This is a genomic window from Oerskovia jenensis (genome assembly GCF_016907235.1).
GTDB classification, from domain to species: domain Bacteria; phylum Actinomycetota; class Actinomycetes; order Actinomycetales; family Cellulomonadaceae; genus Oerskovia; species Oerskovia jenensis.
Map to the genome: position 1 here is coordinate 642,450 of NZ_JAFBBO010000001.1, position 14,823 is coordinate 657,272.

Here is a 14,823-nt window from a genome sequence, read left to right on the forward strand (position 1 = left end):
ACGGCTCGCACCAGCTCTGCCGGCCGTCAGCGGCCCCGGTGACGACGGCGGGGCCGAGGGACGAGTCCCCCGGCCCCGCCGTCATGCACGCGGGTCCGTCACGCGACCTCGGCCACGGCGAGCGTCCGCTTGCCCCGGCGCAGGACGGCGAAACGTCCGTGCAGGAGATCCTCCGCCCCGAGCACGGCGTCCTCGGTCGTCACCTTCACGTTGTTGACGTAGGCGCCGCCCTCGGCGATCGCGCGTCGCGCCGCGCCCTTCGAACCCACGAGGCCCGCCCCCACGAGAAGGTCGACGATCAGGTCGCCGGCAGCCGCCGTCGTACGCGGCAGCTCGGCCACGGCCGCCGCGAGCGTGCCCGCGTCGAGCACCACCAGGTCCCCCCGGCCGAAGAGCGCCTGGCTCGCCACGATGACCGCCTCGGTCGCCGCGGCGCCGTGGACCAGCGTGGTGACGTCGGCCGCGAGCGCCTTCTGCGCCTCGCGCGCCGCAGGGCGCTCGGCGACCGCACGCTCGAGCTCGGCGATCTCCTCCGCGGTACGGAAGGTGAAGATCTTGAGCCAGCCCACCACGTCCGCGTCGTCCGCGTTGACCCAGTACTGGTAGAAGGCGTAGGGGCTCATCATGTCCGGGTCGAGCCACACGGCCCCGCCCTCGGTCTTGCCGAACTTGGTCCCGTCGGCCTTGGTGATGAGCGGCGTCGTCAGGACGTGCACCGACGCACCCTCGGCCTTGCGGATCAGCTCGACGCCCGAGAGCAGGTTGCCCCACTGGTCGTTGCCGCCCGTCTGGAGCGTGACGCCCTCGCGGCGGAAGAGCTCGAGGTAGTCGTTCCCCTGGAGGATCTGGTAGCTGAACTCGGTGAAGCTGATGCCCTCGTCCGACTTCAGGCGGCGCGCCACGGTGTCCTTGGCCAGCATGGTGCCCAGGCGGTAGTGCTTGCCGATCTCCCGCAGGAAGTCGATCGCCGTGAGGCCCGCCGTCCAGTCGAGGTTGTTGACGATGCGTGCCGGGTTGTCACCCTCGAAGTCGAGGAAGCGCGACACCTGTGCCTTGAGCCGCTCGGTCCACTCGGCGACCGTGTCCTTGGTGTTGAGGATCCGCTCGCCCGACTGGCGCGGGTCACCGATCATGCCCGTCGCGCCACCGACGAGCGCGATCGCGCGGTGCCCCGCGAGCTGCAGGTGGCGCAGCAGGATGAGCTGGACCAGGTGACCGTGGTGCAGGCTCGGCGCGGTCGGGTCGAAGCCGCAGTAATAGGTGACGGGTCCCTCGGCCAGCGCAGCACGCAGCGCGGCCTCGTCGGTGGACTGCGCCACCAGGCCTCGCCATTGCAACTCGTCGAGAACGTCGTTCACTGCATCTCCTTCGTCGTGCCCGCGCGCGATGCGGCGCAGGGCGTGGGACGGGCGCGCCGTCGTCCCGCGCGCCCGAGGTCCTAGTCTGCCGTGTCCCACCCTCCAGCACCGACTCCGTCCCGGAGCGGCGCCCTCAGCGGGTGCGGCGGGTCGCGGGCCGGTACGCCGAGACGGTCGGGTCTCCCGTGAGCCACAGGCGCCAGGGGAAGAGTCCCGCGTCGCCTCCGTCGCCGCTCACGCCCACACGTGGTCCGGTCGCGATCGCGGGCCGCAGGGTCCGCACGTCCCGGTGCACGACGACGTCACCCGCCTCGTCCGTCACGTCCAGCCCGTAGTGGGCCAGGTCGAGGCCGAGCGCCACCGCGAGCCGCGCCGGACCGCGCGCGATCTGGCGGTCCGAGTCGCAGACGCCGCTGTCGAGCCTGCGTGCCCGCGCCAGCTCGACGCCGTCGGTCACCTCGCCCGCCCGCAGGAGGACCGCCGACGCGGAGCCCACCGGGCCGCAGACCACGTTGACGCAGTGGTGCAGGCCAAGGTGGCGGTAGACGTACAGGTGTCCCGGCTCGCCGTACATGGCGCGGTTGCGCTCGGTCCGGCCTCGGAAGGCGTGCGACCCCGGGTCCTGCTCACCGTCGTACGCCTCGACCTCGGTCAACCGCACCGTGACGGCCCCCTCGGGGGTGCGGTGCGTGATCGAGGCCCCCAGGAGGTCGCGCGCGACCTCGAGGCTCGGGCGGGCGAACCACCCCCGGGCCGGGACGTCCAGGACGGAGCCGTCGGGATCGGCGGTCCGGGAACGAAGGGACTCGGTCACGTGGGCCTCCTGGCTGGGCGGGCGTCTCCCCCGCAATCTACGCCTCGCATGTTTCGACTTCCGCCCGCGTCCGGCGAGTCAGACGTCGCCGGTGCGCTCGGGCGACGGATCGGTGATCGTGACCGGCTCACCGAAGCCGTCGAGCACCACGTCGGCCCGCTCGGCCGTCCCCTCGGCCGCGTAGACCTCTCGCTCCGAGACCATCCACTCGACCCACGGCCCGCGAGCCTCCTCGCCGTCGCGCGCCAGACCGCGGGCCAGGCGGAGGTCGTCGTCCGCCTCGACCCAGACGAGCAGCGTCGTGAGATCGGCGATCCGCCGGGCACCCGCGCCGCAGCCCTCGACCACGAGGAACGGGGCGAGCGGGACGTCGTGCCACTCGGCGAAGTCCTCGAGCGTCCAGTCGTAGCGCTGGTAGCGCCCCGGTCGGCCGGCCGCCAGCGGGTCGAGGACCTGCTCGACGAGCCGGCCCACCCCTGCCGTCATGCCCGTCCAGCCCTCGTACAGGTCGTCCATGTGGACCACCTGCGCAGGGAGCGCGACCCCGAGCTGCGCGGCCAGCGTCGTCTTGCCCGAGCCCGCCGGGCCGTCGACGACCACCAGGCGGCACCCTGCCCGGCCAGGGACGCCCGGACCTGCCGGACGTCCCTGGCCGAGGCGCGGCGCGCCGTCGTGCACGCGGGCCACGAGGTCCTCGAGGACCGCAGCGCTCACGCTCACGACGACCTCAGCCCTGCACCCAGAAGCGGTACTCGGCCGAACGCACCTTGGCCTCCTCGAGCTGCTCCGCGACGCGCGCGGGCGCGGTGCCGCCGACGGCGTCGCGCGAGGCGAGCGAACCCTCGACCGTGAGCACGTCCCGCACCCCCGGGGTGAGGTGCTCCGAGATGTCCGCGAGGTCCGCGTCCGTCAGGTCCCACAGCTCGATGCCGCGCTCCTCGCACACGCGCACGCACGCCCCGGCGACCTCGTGGGCCACCCGGAACGGCACGCCCTGACGGACGAGCCACTCCGCGATGTCGGTCGCGAGCGAGAAGCCCTGCGGAGCGAGCGAGGCCATGCGTTCGGTGTCGAACGTCAGGGTGCGGACCATGCCCGCGTACGCCGGGAGCAGGACCTTGAGGGTGTCGACCTGGTCGAACACCGGCTCCTTGTCCTCCTGCAGGTCGCGGTTGTACGCGAGCGGCAGGCCCTTGAGCGTGGCCAGCAGCCCCGTCAGGTCCCCGATCAGACGCCCGGCCTTGCCGCGCGCGAGCTCGGCGATGTCCGGGTTCTTCTTCTGCGGCATGATGCTCGACCCCGTGGAGTAGGCGTCGTCCAGGCGGACGAAGCCGAACTCCTTGGTGTTCCAGATGATGATCTCCTCCGCGAAGCGCGAGAGGTCGACCCCCAGCATGGCCGAGACGAACGCGAACTCCGCGACGACGTCGCGCGAGGCCGTGCCGTCGATCGAGTTCTCGACCGGGCCGTCGAAGCCCAGGTCCGCCGCGACGGCCGCCGGGTCCAGACCCAGCGACGAGCCCGCGAGCGCTCCCGAGCCGTACGGCGAGCGCCCGGCCCGCACGTCCCAGTCGATGAAGCGGTCGACGTCGCGCAGCAGGGGCCACGCGTGCGCCAGCAGGTGGTGCGCGAGCAGCACGGGCTGCGCGTGCTGCAGGTGCGTGCGGCCAGGCATCGGGGCGCCGGGGTGCGCCTCGGCCTGCTCGATCAGGGCGTCGACGACGTCCAGCACCAGGAGCCCGATCGCCCGGGCCTCCTCGCGCAGGTACGACCGCACGAGCGTCGCGATCTGGTCGTTGCGCGAACGCCCCGCGCGCAGCTTGCCGCCGAGCTCCGGACCCGCGCGCTCGATGAGCCCGCGCTCGAGGGCCGTGTGCACGTCCTCGTCGGCCAGGACCGGGAGGAACGCCCCCGACCCGACGTCGGCCGAGAGCACGTCCAGCGCCTCGAGCATCGCGGTCAGCTCGTCGTCGTCGAGCAGACCCGCCGCCGCGAGCACCTTGGCGTGGGCCCGCGAGCCCGCGATGTCGTGCTGCGCGAGGCGCCAGTCGAAGTGCGTCGACTGCGAGAGGGCGGCCAGTGCCTCCGCGGGGCCGCCGGCGAACCGGCCGCCCCACAGGCTCACCGGAGCCTGCGACGCACCCTGCACCTCGGCCGCTGCGCCCGCAGCGGCGCCGGACGTGATCTCGTCACCCATGGTTCACAGGCTCCCGGTGCCGAAGTCCACGCCGTTGCCGAACTTCTCGTCGCGGGCCGCGGAGAGCTTGGCCGTGAGGCCGAAGATCTCGATGAAGCCCTTGGCCTGCGACTGGTCGAACGAGTCGCCCTCGTCGTAGGTCGCGAGGTTGAAGTCGTACAGGCTCGACTCGCTGCGGCGGCCCGTGACGGTCGCGCGCCCGCCGTGCAGGACGAGGCGGATGTCGCCCGAGACGTAACGCTGGGTGTCGTCGATGAAGACGTCGAGCGACTTCTTGAGCGGGCTGAACCACATGCCGTCGTAGACCAGCTCGGTCCAGCGCTGCTCGACGCCACGCTTGAAGCGGGCCTGCTCGCGCTCGAGGGTCACGTTCTCGAGCTCCTGGTGCGCCGCGATGAGAGCGATCGCGCCCGGTGCCTCGTAGATCTCGCGGGACTTGATGCCGACCAGGCGGTCCTCGACGATGTCGATGCGGCCCACACCCTGGGCGCCGGCACGACGGTTCATCTCCTGGATGGCCTGCAGCGGGGTCACCGCGACGCCGTCGAGCGCGACCGGCACGCCCTGCTCGAACGTGATGACGACCTCGTCCGCGACGGGCGGGAACGTGGGGTCGTCGGTGTAGTTGTAGACGTCCTTCGTCGGGGCGTTCCAGATGTCCTCGAGGAAGCCCGTCTCGACGGCGCGTCCCCACACGTTCTGGTCGACAGAGAACGGGTTGTGCTTGGTCGTCGCGATCGGCAGCGAGTGCTTCTCGGCGTACGCGATGGCCTTCTCGCGCGTCAGCGCGAGGTCGCGGACCGGCGCGATCGTCTTGAGCTCGGGCGCGAGCGACGTCGTCGCGACCTCGAAGCGGACCTGGTCGTTGCCCTTGCCCGTGCAGCCGTGCGCGACGGTCGTCGCGCCGAACTGGCGGGCCGCGCGCACCAGGTGCTTGACGATCACGGGGCGCGAGATCGCGGAGACCAGCGGGTAGCGGTCGAGGTACAGGCCGTTCGCGCGCAGCGCGGGCATGCAGTACTCCTCGGCGAACTCGTCGCGGGCGTCCGCGACGTAGGCCTCGACGGCGCCGCAGTCGAGGGCGCGCTGGCGGATGACCTCGAGGTCCTCGCCGCCCTGGCCGACGTCGACGGCCACGGCGACGACCTCGGCCCCGGTGGCCTCGCCGATCCAGCCGATGGCAACGGAGGTGTCCAGGCCGCCCGAGTAGGCGAGCACGACGCGTTCAGTCATGACTTGTTCTCTTCCTTGCGTGGGGTGATGGGTCCAAGTGTGGCAGCCGCCGAGGCTCGGCGGTCGCCGTGGTCGCTGCGCGGCCCGGAAGGGCCGTCGCTAGCCAGGAGGTGCTGAGATCGTGGGGGTGGCGGGGGCCACGGGGTTGGTCAGGGCCAGGAAGCGCGCGGCCAGGTCCTCGCCGCCGTCGACGTCGCGCGAGATCACCAGGACGGTGTCGTCGCCCGCGATCGTGCCCAGGACGCCGACGAACACCGAGTGGTCGATCGCCGACGCCAGGTACTGCGCGGCGCCGGGCGGCGTGCGCAGCACGACGAGGTTGCCCGACGCCTCGGCCGAGACCAGGAGCTCGGCGCACAGCCGCGCGAGCCGGGCCGCGACGTACTCGGCGTCGTTCGCGACCTGGACCGAGCGGTCGCCGCCCTCGCCGGGCACCGCGTAGACCAGCGCGCCCGACGCGCTGCGGACCTTCTCGGCCCGCAGCTCGATGAGGTCGCGCGAGAGCGTCGCCTGGGTGACGCTCACCCCGTCCTCGGCGAGCGCCTTGGCGAGCTCGGCCTGGGAGTGGATCTCGTGCCGGGCGACGAGCTGCGCGATGCGCGCGTGGCGTGCCGCCTTGGTGGTGGGCACGCTCCCCGGGCCGAGGGCGGTCGTCACGAGCGTTCCAGCAACCAGGTCAGCAGCGCCTTCTGGGCGTGCAGGCGGTTCTCGGCCTCGTCCCAGACGGCCGACTGCGGGCCGTCGATGACGTCGGCCGTGATCTCCTTGCCGCGGTAGGCGGGCAGGCAGTGCAGCACGAGCGCGTCGTCGGCGGCGACCGCCAGGAGCTCGGCGTTCACCTGGTACGGGACGAACGGCAGCTCGCGCTCGGCCGCGCTCGCCTCGTCGCCCATCGAGACCCAGGTGTCGGTCGCGACGACGTCCGCGCCACGCGTGGCCTCGGCCGCGTCCGTGGTCACGAGCACGGAACCGCCCGTGTCCCGGGCGATGCGCTCGGCGTCGGCGACGACCGCCGGGTCCGGCAGGAAGCCGGCCGGGGCCCCGATGCGCACGTGCATGCCCGCGGTCACGCCGCCCAGGAGGTAGGAGTGCGCCATGTTGTTGGCGCCGTCGCCCAGGTAGACGAGCGACGTCCCGGCGAGCGAGTCGACGCCGCCGCGCAGCTGGGCGACCGTCAGCAGGTCCGCGAGGATCTGGCAGGGGTGGAACTCGTCGGTCAGGGCGTTGACGACCGGGACGGTCGCGACCCGGGCCATCTCCTCGACGCGCTCCTGGCCGAACGTCCGCCACACGATCGCCGACGTCTGACGGTCCAGGACGCGGGCCGTGTCCGCGATGGGCTCGCCGCGCCCGAGCTGGCTCGACGCGGCGTCGATCACGAGCGGGTAGCCGCCGAGCTCGGCGATACCGACCGAGAACGACACGCGCGTGCGGGTCGAGGGCTTGTCGAAGATCACCGCGACGGCCTGGGGACCGCGCAGCGGCGTGCGGATGAACCGGTCCTCGCGGAACCCGAGGCCGAGCTCGAGGACCTCGCGCTGCTCGGCGGGGGTCAGGTCGTCGTCGCGCAGGAAGTGTCGGACGGTGGCGGTCGAGGTCACGGTCAGCCCTTCTGTGGGGTGGCTGGGGTGGTGGGGGCGGTCTGTGCGCTGCCCGGGCCGACGAGGTCGGCGGGGAGCCCCGCGAAGAACGCGACGACCTCGCTCGCCTGGTCGCGCGTCAGGATCAGCGGCGGGGCCAGGCGGATCGCGTCGGGCTGGACCGCGTTGACGATGAACCCGGCGTCGAGCGCCAGGCGTGCGACCTCGGCCGAGACGGGCGCCGAGAGCTGGACCGCGATCAGCAGGCCCAGGCCGCGGGTTCCTGCGACCACGGGGTTGCCGCACGCGGCGATCCCGTCGCGCAGCGCCTCGCCGACCGTGCGCACGTTGGCGAGCAGGCCGTCGCGCTCGATCACGCCGAGCGTCGCGAGCGAGGCGGCCGCCGCGACGGGGTTGCCGCCGAACGTCGTGCCGTGCTGGCCGCGTCCCAGGAGCGTCGCTGCGCGCTCGCCGAACGCCACGACGGCCCCCACGGGGAAGCCGCCGCCGAGCCCCTTGGCGAGCGTGACGACGTCGGGCGTGATGCCCCCGCCGATCTCCTGCTGCTGGAACGCGAACCACGAGCCCGTGCGTCCCACGCCCGTCTGGACCTCGTCGAGGACCAGCAGGGCGCCCGATGCCGCGGTCAGCTCGCGCGCGGCCACGAGGTAGCCGGGCGGCAGCGGGCGCACACCCGCCTCGCCCTGGACCGGCTCGACGACCAGCGCCGCGACCTCGCCGCGCTCGGCGACCGACTCGGCCGAGAAGGCCTCCTCGAGCGCGGCGACGTCACCGAACGGGACGAACTCGACGCCGCCCGGCAGGGGCTCGAAGGGCTCGCGGTACGCGGCCTTCGACGTGAGCGCGAGCGCGCCCATGCTGCGACCGTGGAAGCCCCCCTCGAGCGCGAGGACCCGGGTCCGCGTGCCCGGGCCGGCTGCCCCGTCACGGTTGCGGCGGGCCATCTTGAACGCGGCCTCGTTGGCCTCGGTGCCCGAGTTGGTGAAGAAGACGCGCGAGCCCTCGGGAGCCTGCGCGAGGTCCAGGAGCCGCTCGGCGAGCGCGATCTGCGTGGGCGACCCGAAGAAGTTCGACACGTGCCCGAGCGTCCCGAGCTGCGCGCTGACCGCTGCGGTGAGCGTGGGGTGCGCATGGCCCAGCGCGTTGACCGCGATGCCCGCGAGCAGGTCGAGGTAACGCTTGCCGTCGGCGTCCCACACGTACGCGCCCTCGCCGCGGACCAGCACCTTCTGCGGTGCCCCGAACGTGTCCATGACAGCGTGCGTGTAGCGCTCGGTCCACTGCGCGACGCTCCCCGGTCCGGCCAGGGTCGTGTCCGCGGCTCCCTCGAGGCTCCGGGCGGCGTCGGTGGCCGGGGTATCGGTGGTCGCCGTGGCGACCTCGGCGGGGTGCGTCGACGAGATCTCGCCGGTCGTGCCGTTCATGACTGCTCCTGCGGGCTCGTTGCGTGCGGGGTGGAGGCGAGCGCGTCCGGGACGACCATGGTCCCGTTGCCGCGCGTCGTGAAGACCTCCAGGAGGACCGAGTGCGCGACGCGGCCGTCGATCACGGTCGCGCGCGGGACGCCCCCGGACACGGCCCGCAGGCACGCCTCCATCTTGGGCACCATGCCGGCCTCGAGCGAGGGCAGCAGGTCCGCGAGCTCGGAGCGCGTGATCTCGGCGACGAGCGAGCTCTTGTCCGGCCAGGACGTGTACAGGCCCTCGACGTCGGTCAGGACGATGAGCTTCTTGGCACCGAGCGCGACCGCGAGCGCCGCCGCCGCGGTGTCCGCATTGACGTTGAGGACCTGGGTCGGGTCGTCGATGTCGGGCGCGATGGTCGAGACGACCGGGATGCGTCCGGCGTCGAGCAGGTCCTGGACCGCGGAGGGGTGGACCTCGACGACGTCGCCCACGAGCCCGACGTCCACGGGCTCGCCGTCGACCACGGCGTGGCGACGCCGGGCCTGGAGCAGGCCCCCGTCCTCGCCCGACAGCCCGACCGCGTAGGGGCCGTGCGCGTTGATGAGCCCGACGAGCTCGCGCGAGACCTGGCCCGTGAGGACCATGCGCACGACGTCCATGGCCTCGGGCGTCGTCACGCGCAGACCGCCGCGGAACTCGCTCTCGATGCCGAGGCGCGCGAGCATCGCGGAGATCTGGGGGCCGCCGCCGTGCACCACGACGGGGTGCAGACCGACCTGGCGCAGGAACACCATGTCGCGCGCGAACGCGGCCTTGAGCTCGTCGTCGATCATGGCGTTGCCGCCGTACTTGACGACCACGAGGGCGTCGCGGAACTCCTGCAGCCAGGGCATGGCCTCGAGCAGGACCTCGGCCTTCTGGCCGGGGGTCAGGTCCGTGCGGGTGTCGAACATCGTCGACTGGGCGGCGCCCTCGGACGTCTGGGCGCTCACGACGAGTACGCGCTGTTCTCGTGGACGTAGTCGTGCGTGAGGTCGTTGGTCCAGACCGTGACCTGGGCATCACCCGCGTGCAGGTCGACCTCGACGTGCACCTCGCGGGCCGAGGCGAGGTCGACGAGCTCGCGGGGCTCGCCCACTCCCCCGGCACGGCAGACCTGGACGCCGTTGATCGACACGTCGAGCGCGAGCGCGTCGAAGGGCGCGACGTCCGCGGGGACGGTCCCCACGGCCGACAGGACGCGGCCCCAGTTGGGGTCGTTGCCGAACACCGCGGCCTTGAAGAGGTTCGAACGCGTCACGGCGCGGGCGACCGCGAGCGCCGCGCTCTCGTCGCTCGCGTGGGTGACGGTCACCGCGATGTCGTGGCTCGCGCCCTCGGCGTCCGCGACCAGGGCCCGCGCGAGGTCCGCGCACGCCTCGGTCACGGCCGCTGTGAGCTCCTCGAGGGTCACCGGCACCTGGGACGCACCGGAGGCCAGGAGGATCACCGTGTCGTTCGTCGACATGCAGCCGTCGGAGTCGACCCGGTCGAACGTGGTCGCGGTCGCGGCGCGCAGCGCGGCGTCGGCGGTCGCGGCGTCGACGACGGCGTCGGTGGTCAGCACGCAGAGCATGGTCGCGAGGCCGGGCGCGAGCATCCCGGCTCCCTTGGCCATGCCGCCCACGGACCAGCTCGTGGCGCCGTCGACGCTGTGCTCGTCGGCCACGTCGCGCGTGACGAGGACGGTCTTGGGGACCGTGTCGGTCGTCATGATCGCGAGGGCCGCGTCGGGGCCGCCCTCGGCGTCGGCCGCGCCGGCCGCGGCGTCGCAGCCCGCGAGAAGGTTGCTCATGGGCAGGCGCTCGCCGATGAGGCCCGTCGAGCAGACCAGGACGTCGCCCGCCGAGACCTCGAGGAGGTCCGCGACGTACTCGGCCGTGTGGTGGGTGTCGGCGAAGCCCTCGGGTCCGGTGCAGGCGTTCGCGCCGCCCGAGTTGAGGACGACGGCGCGCGCGATGCCGTCGGCGACAGCCTGGCGCGACCACGCGACGGGGGCCGCGAACACGCGGTTCGACGTGAAGACGGCCGCGGCGACGTCGAGCGGACCCTCGTTGACGACGAGCGCGACGTCCTTCTTCCCGGTGGACTTGAGCCCGGCGGCGACTCCTGCGGCCCGGAAGCCGAGCGGTCCGGTGACGGTCACGGTGCGACCCCTTCGGTGGTCAGGCCCAGGGTCTGCGGCAGTCCCAGGGCGATGTTCATGGACTGCACGGCGCCGCCGGCGGTCCCCTTGACGAGGTTGTCGATCGCGGTCACGGTCACGACGCGGCCCGCGGCGCGGTCGATCGCGACCTGGACCAGGGCCGTGTTGGCTCCCAGCGTCATGGCCGTGGTGGGCCACTGCCCCTCGGGCAGGAGCTCGACGAAGGGCTCGCCGACGTACGCCTGCTCGTAGGCCTGGCGCAGGGCGTCGACGCTCAGGTCCTCGTGGCCCGGGGCCAGGCGAGCCGTCGCGGTCGCGAGGATCCCGCGCGCCATGGGCACGAGGGTGGGCGTGAAGGAGATCGTGACCTCGTCGGCACCGGCAGAGCGCAGGTTCTGCGCGATCTCCGGGATGTGGCGGTGCGAGCCGCCCACGGCGTAGGGCTGGGCGGAGCCGAGCGCCTCGGAGGCGAGCAGGTGCGTCTTGAGCGACTTGCCCGCGCCCGAGTACCCGTTCGCGAGGACCGCGACGACGTCGACCGGGCTGAGGAGCCCCGCGGCGATGCCGGGCTGCAGGCCCAGGGTCACGGCCGTGACGTTGCAGCCGGGGACGGCGATGCGGCGTGCGCCCGCGAGGACCTCGCGCTGCTTGGTGTACTCGACGCCCGCGCCGGTCTGCTCGGTGATCAGGAGCTCGGGCAGGCCGTAGGGCCAGGTGCCCGCGTGCTCGGAGCCGTAGAACGCGGTCCAGTCCGCGGCCGACGCGAGCCGGTGGTCCGCGCCGAGGTCGAGGACCAGGACGTCGGCGGGCAGCTGCGCGGCGATCTCACCCGACGCGCCGTGCGGCAGCGCGAGCACGACGACGTCGTGGCCCACCAGGTGCTCGACGCTCGTGGGCAGCAGCACGCGGTCCGCGAGCGAGCGCAGGTGCGGCTGGTGCAGCCCGAGCAGCGACCCCGCGTTGGAGTGCGCCGTGAGCGCGCCGATCTCGACCTCGGGGTGCCCGACGAGCAGCCGGAGCATCTCCCCGCCCGCGTAGCCGGATGCACCGGCGACTGCCACTGTGATCGTCATATGCAGAACTATACATAGTTATGCAGTCGATGCGGAACCTCTTCGTCCCGGTGCGTCCCGCTGCGGCCTCATGCGCCCCAGACGCCCAGCTCGTTGCCGCTCGGGTCGAGGAAGTGGAAGCGTCGGCCGCCCGGGAAGTCGTAGGGCCCCTCGACGATCTCCCCACCCGCGTCCTGGACCAGCAGCAGCGACTCGTCGAGGTCGGCCGAGAAGAGGAGGACCAGCGGGCCGCCGCGCGTCACCGAGTCCGCGAGCGCCAGCCCACCGGCCTCCGCCTCGCCCTCCTCCGCGGAGGTCCGGAAGCCCGCGTAGCCCGGCCCGTAGGGGACGAACTCCCACCCGAAGGCCTCCGCGTAGAACGACTGTGCGGCCGCCATGTCCGTGACGGAGAGCTCGAGGTAGTCGATCGAGTGGTGGATGCCGTGCGCATGGGTAGCCATGCGGGCAGCGTGCCACGCGGCACCGACACGAGGTCGGCGCACCCCCGACGCTCTCGCTCGACGACTCGTCGACGGCACGCCGACCACGAGGGCGAAGAACCCGCTCAGGAACGCGCCTCGCAGACGCACGAGATCCCTCTGGGGGTGCCCGGGTCCGACCTCCACGGTCAGGCCATCCCGCACGCCCACCACTCCCCCGCGAGCCGCACGGGGTCGGCGCAGACCATGCCGTGCATGTCGAGTCCCGCAGGCGACTCCCCCGGACTGAACCAGAACCCGCCCGCGTCGTCGGGCATCCCGAGCCACTGAGGCACGAAGACCCGGCCGTCCTCGTACCGGTCGACGCGCCCGTTCGCCGAGACGTACCGGAGCGCGTCCGGCAGGAGACCGTCCTCCCCCCGGTCACCGGCACCGTCACCGTCCGGCTCGGCGATCTGCGCCAGTGCCACCCGGTAGGCCGCGAATCTCTCGGCGGTCCCCACGTCTGCGCGAGGCCAGGACGCCGCCACCGCGAGCAATACCAGGGACGTCACGAGCGTCAGCGCGGACCGGCGCCGGACCAGGTGCACCACGACTCCCACGAGCACGATTCCCACGAGCCCCGCGACCAGGCGGACCAGCCACGTCCCGAGACCTGGTCCTGCGGCGACGAGTCCGTGCAGCGGCGCGGGCAGGGCGCCACGGACCGCGAGCGCCCACGCCCACGTCGCGCTGGTCGCATAGGCCAGGGCGAGCAGCGCCAGGCCACCGAGGAGGGCGACGGCGAACACCTGGGTACGTGTCACGGTCGGCGTCACCACGGCGACAGCGTAGTGCTCCGCTCCCCGGGTCGCGGACGGCCTCCGGGCCGGTCGAGCCGGACGTGTCCGGTACCGCTAGGGTCTCGGCATGTCGCGGAGTCGCAGGGGTGGGTCAGGCATGCGGACGATGGAGTTCGAGGAGGAGCACGACGGGCCGGTGGCCGGTCCGCCCGAGCGTCCCGACGGCAGCGGTGACTGCGTCGAGCACGACGGGCTCGACGGGCCCAGGTCCAGGACGCCACGCCGCCCCGGCCTCCCGTGGATCGCCGCGGGGATCGCGGTCGTCGTGGTCGCAGCCGGCCTGGTCGTGGACGGGACGATCGAGGACCGCCGGGAGACCGCCCGGCTCGTCGGGGCTTTCGGCGGCGTCGTGCCCTGGGGCGACGCACCACCCGGCGAGCTGTGGTCGGTGGACGCACCGGGCGGCCGGTTCGCCCAGGCCGGTGCCGACGGGGTGGTCCTGATCGAGGGCGGGACGGTCTCGGGCGTGGACCTCGGTACGGGCGAGATCGCCTGGTCGCGCGACGTCGGCCCGGGGGCGACGTGCGGGACGGACCTCGCCTGGAACGGCAGCACCCAGCGGCGGGACGACCCGCTCGTGTGCGTGTCCAGTGGTTCCGAACGGCTGGTGACCGTGCTGGACGACGACGGCACCGTCCTGGGCTCGCTGTCGCTCGACGGCGTCGTCGGCGCGGAGGCCTTTGCCGTGCCCGGTCCTTCAGGAACGGTGGTGCTGGCGGAGCGGGCCGCCGAGCCCGCTCCGGGCGCGACCGCGACGCCCTACCGGCTCCTGACGATCCAGGGCACGATGGAGGACGTCGTCGTGCCTGCGGGACGGGCGGCGCGCGTCGTCGCGGTCGACGTCGCCACCGGCGAGATGCGCTGGGAACGGGTCGTCGACTTCGTCGCCCCCGAGGGTCGTCCCGGCAGCTGCATGACGTCCACGATCACCGACGGGCTCGACGAGGAGTCCTTCTCGGTCGACGCGGACTCCCTGTCGGTCCTCGTGGTCGACGGTATGGTGCGCGTCCTCGGCTGCGGCGTGGACTCGCTGCTCTCGTCCGCCGGAACCCGGCTCCGGGCACCTGGTGCCGATGACTGGCGTCTGTTCCCCGCCGGGTCGGGCGGGTTCGTCTCGGTCTCCGACACCCCCGAGACCACGCACGCGCTCGACGACGGCGGCGCGGTGCGCTGGGAGACCGGTGGGCGCTACCTCTTCCCGCAGGCCGGGGACGGCTCGGAGCAGGACACGTGGTACCTCGCGAACGCCGGCCGGCTGGTCGCGGTCGACGCCCACGACGGCAGCCGTCGGTGGGCCGCGGACATCCCTGCGGAGCAGGTGCTCGTGCAGACGGACGAACGGGTCGTCGTCACGAGCTTCCTGTATCGCCGGGCGCTCGACCCCGAGACCGGGCAGACCCTCTGGGAGACCGAGGTGACGGATCGCGACCGCTACTCTGTCGGCGCCTTCACGGACGGTCGGCGGTTCTTCGAGGCCACCGTGGTCGGCGACCAGCCCACGGACGCCCGGCTCACCGCCTACGACCTCGCGACGGGCGAGAGGCTGTGGGTCCTGGACGACGTGCCGGTGTCCGAGACGCTGGTCGCGTTCGGCGGGGCGCTGCTGCGAGTCGGCGAGGGCTCGCTCTCCCGCTGGGGGTGAGGTGGCGGCGGTGGGACCCTTCGTCCCCACCGCCGCCACCGGGTCGTGCGGAT

General features: G+C 73.1%; 14 protein-coding genes. 1 reads left to right on the plus strand and 13 read right to left on the minus strand.

Going from position 1 to position 14,823, the window contains the following annotated elements; genetic code table 11:
* Window positions 1-98: 98 nt before the first annotated feature.
* The 13 genes from tyrS to JOD49_RS02975 form a co-directional block, all read right to left on the minus strand.
* Window positions 99-1,358 (minus strand): tyrosine--tRNA ligase, encoded by a 1,260-nt coding sequence (gene tyrS, locus JOD49_RS02915; protein WP_205305898.1) that lies wholly within the window; start codon window positions 1,356-1,358, stop codon window positions 99-101.
* Between the two features lie 133 nt (window positions 1,359-1,491).
* Window positions 1,492-2,172 (minus strand): DNA-3-methyladenine glycosylase, encoded by a 681-nt coding sequence (locus tag JOD49_RS02920; RefSeq protein ID WP_307822339.1) that lies wholly within the window; start codon window positions 2,170-2,172, stop codon window positions 1,492-1,494.
* 78 nt (window positions 2,173-2,250) lie between these two features.
* Complete coding sequence (locus JOD49_RS02925; RefSeq protein ID WP_307822341.1) at window positions 2,251-2,886, minus strand: uridine kinase family protein; 636 nt, start codon at window positions 2,884-2,886, stop codon at window positions 2,251-2,253.
* 13 nt (window positions 2,887-2,899) lie between these two features.
* Window positions 2,900-4,369, minus strand: coding sequence for an argininosuccinate lyase (gene argH, locus JOD49_RS02930; RefSeq protein ID WP_205305899.1), 1,470 nt, complete (start codon window positions 4,367-4,369; stop codon window positions 2,900-2,902).
* 3 nt (window positions 4,370-4,372) lie between these two features.
* A complete protein-coding gene (locus JOD49_RS02935) occupies window positions 4,373-5,602 on the minus strand; it encodes an argininosuccinate synthase (protein WP_138824679.1) in 1,230 nt (409 codons plus the stop codon).
* 99 nt (window positions 5,603-5,701) lie between these two features.
* A complete protein-coding gene (locus JOD49_RS02940) occupies window positions 5,702-6,259 on the minus strand; it encodes an arginine repressor (protein ID WP_205305900.1) in 558 nt (185 codons plus the stop codon).
* Window positions 6,256-7,203, minus strand: a complete 948-nt coding sequence (gene argF, locus JOD49_RS02945; protein ID WP_205305901.1) for an ornithine carbamoyltransferase — start codon at window positions 7,201-7,203, stop codon at window positions 6,256-6,258. Before argF ends, JOD49_RS02940 begins: the two co-directional genes overlap by 4 nt.
* Before the next feature lie 2 nt (window positions 7,204-7,205).
* A complete protein-coding gene (locus JOD49_RS02950) occupies window positions 7,206-8,627 on the minus strand; it encodes an acetylornithine transaminase (protein ID WP_205305902.1) in 1,422 nt (473 codons plus the stop codon).
* Window positions 8,624-9,562: an acetylglutamate kinase gene (argB, locus tag JOD49_RS02955; RefSeq protein WP_205308763.1), complete on the minus strand. Its 939-nt coding sequence runs from the start codon at window positions 9,560-9,562 to the stop codon at window positions 8,624-8,626. Before argB ends, JOD49_RS02950 begins: the two co-directional genes overlap by 4 nt.
* 35 nt (window positions 9,563-9,597) lie before the next feature.
* Window positions 9,598-10,794, minus strand: coding sequence for a bifunctional glutamate N-acetyltransferase/amino-acid acetyltransferase ArgJ (gene argJ / locus JOD49_RS02960; protein ID WP_205305903.1), 1,197 nt, complete (start codon window positions 10,792-10,794; stop codon window positions 9,598-9,600).
* Window positions 10,791-11,867, minus strand: coding sequence for an N-acetyl-gamma-glutamyl-phosphate reductase (argC, locus tag JOD49_RS02965; protein WP_205305904.1), 1,077 nt, complete (start codon window positions 11,865-11,867; stop codon window positions 10,791-10,793). Before argC ends, argJ begins: the two co-directional genes overlap by 4 nt.
* A 68-nt stretch (window positions 11,868-11,935) precedes the next feature.
* Entirely contained in the window at window positions 11,936-12,307 is a 372-nt protein-coding gene (locus JOD49_RS02970; protein ID WP_138824685.1) for a VOC family protein, read from the minus strand.
* A 167-nt stretch (window positions 12,308-12,474) separates the two neighbouring features.
* Window positions 12,475-13,107 (minus strand): hypothetical protein, encoded by a 633-nt coding sequence (locus JOD49_RS02975; protein ID WP_205305905.1) that lies wholly within the window; start codon window positions 13,105-13,107, stop codon window positions 12,475-12,477.
* Window positions 13,108-13,225: 118 nt separating this feature from the next.
* Here JOD49_RS02975 and JOD49_RS02980 point away from each other — a divergent pair, with 118 nt between their 5' ends.
* The gene (locus tag JOD49_RS02980; protein WP_205305906.1) at window positions 13,226-14,770 is read left to right on the plus strand and encodes an outer membrane protein assembly factor BamB family protein; all 1,545 of its coding nucleotides are present in this window, start codon (window positions 13,226-13,228) and stop codon (window positions 14,768-14,770) included.
* Window positions 14,771-14,823: the final 53 nt, after the last annotated feature.

Bases quoted from the DNA above. Each gene is read 5' to 3' on its own strand.
- JOD49_RS02950 (WP_205305902.1), bottom strand. From the start codon at position 8,627: ATGAACGGCACGACCGGCGAGATCTCGTCGACGCACCCCGCCGAGGTC.
- JOD49_RS02980 (WP_205305906.1), top strand. From the start codon at position 13,226: ATGCGGACGATGGAGTTCGAGGAGGAGCACGACGGGCCGGTGGCCGGT.
- argH (WP_205305899.1), bottom strand. From the start codon at position 4,369: ATGGGTGACGAGATCACGTCCGGCGCCGCTGCGGGCGCAGCGGCCGAG.
- argC (WP_205305904.1), bottom strand. From the start codon at position 11,867: ATGACGATCACAGTGGCAGTCGCCGGTGCATCCGGCTACGCGGGCGGG.
- JOD49_RS02970 (WP_138824685.1), bottom strand. From the start codon at position 12,307: ATGGCTACCCATGCGCACGGCATCCACCACTCGATCGACTACCTCGAG.
- argB (WP_205308763.1), bottom strand. From the start codon at position 9,562: ATGTTCGACACCCGCACGGACCTGACCCCCGGCCAGAAGGCCGAGGTC.
- JOD49_RS02935 (WP_138824679.1), bottom strand. From the start codon at position 5,602: ATGACTGAACGCGTCGTGCTCGCCTACTCGGGCGGCCTGGACACCTCC.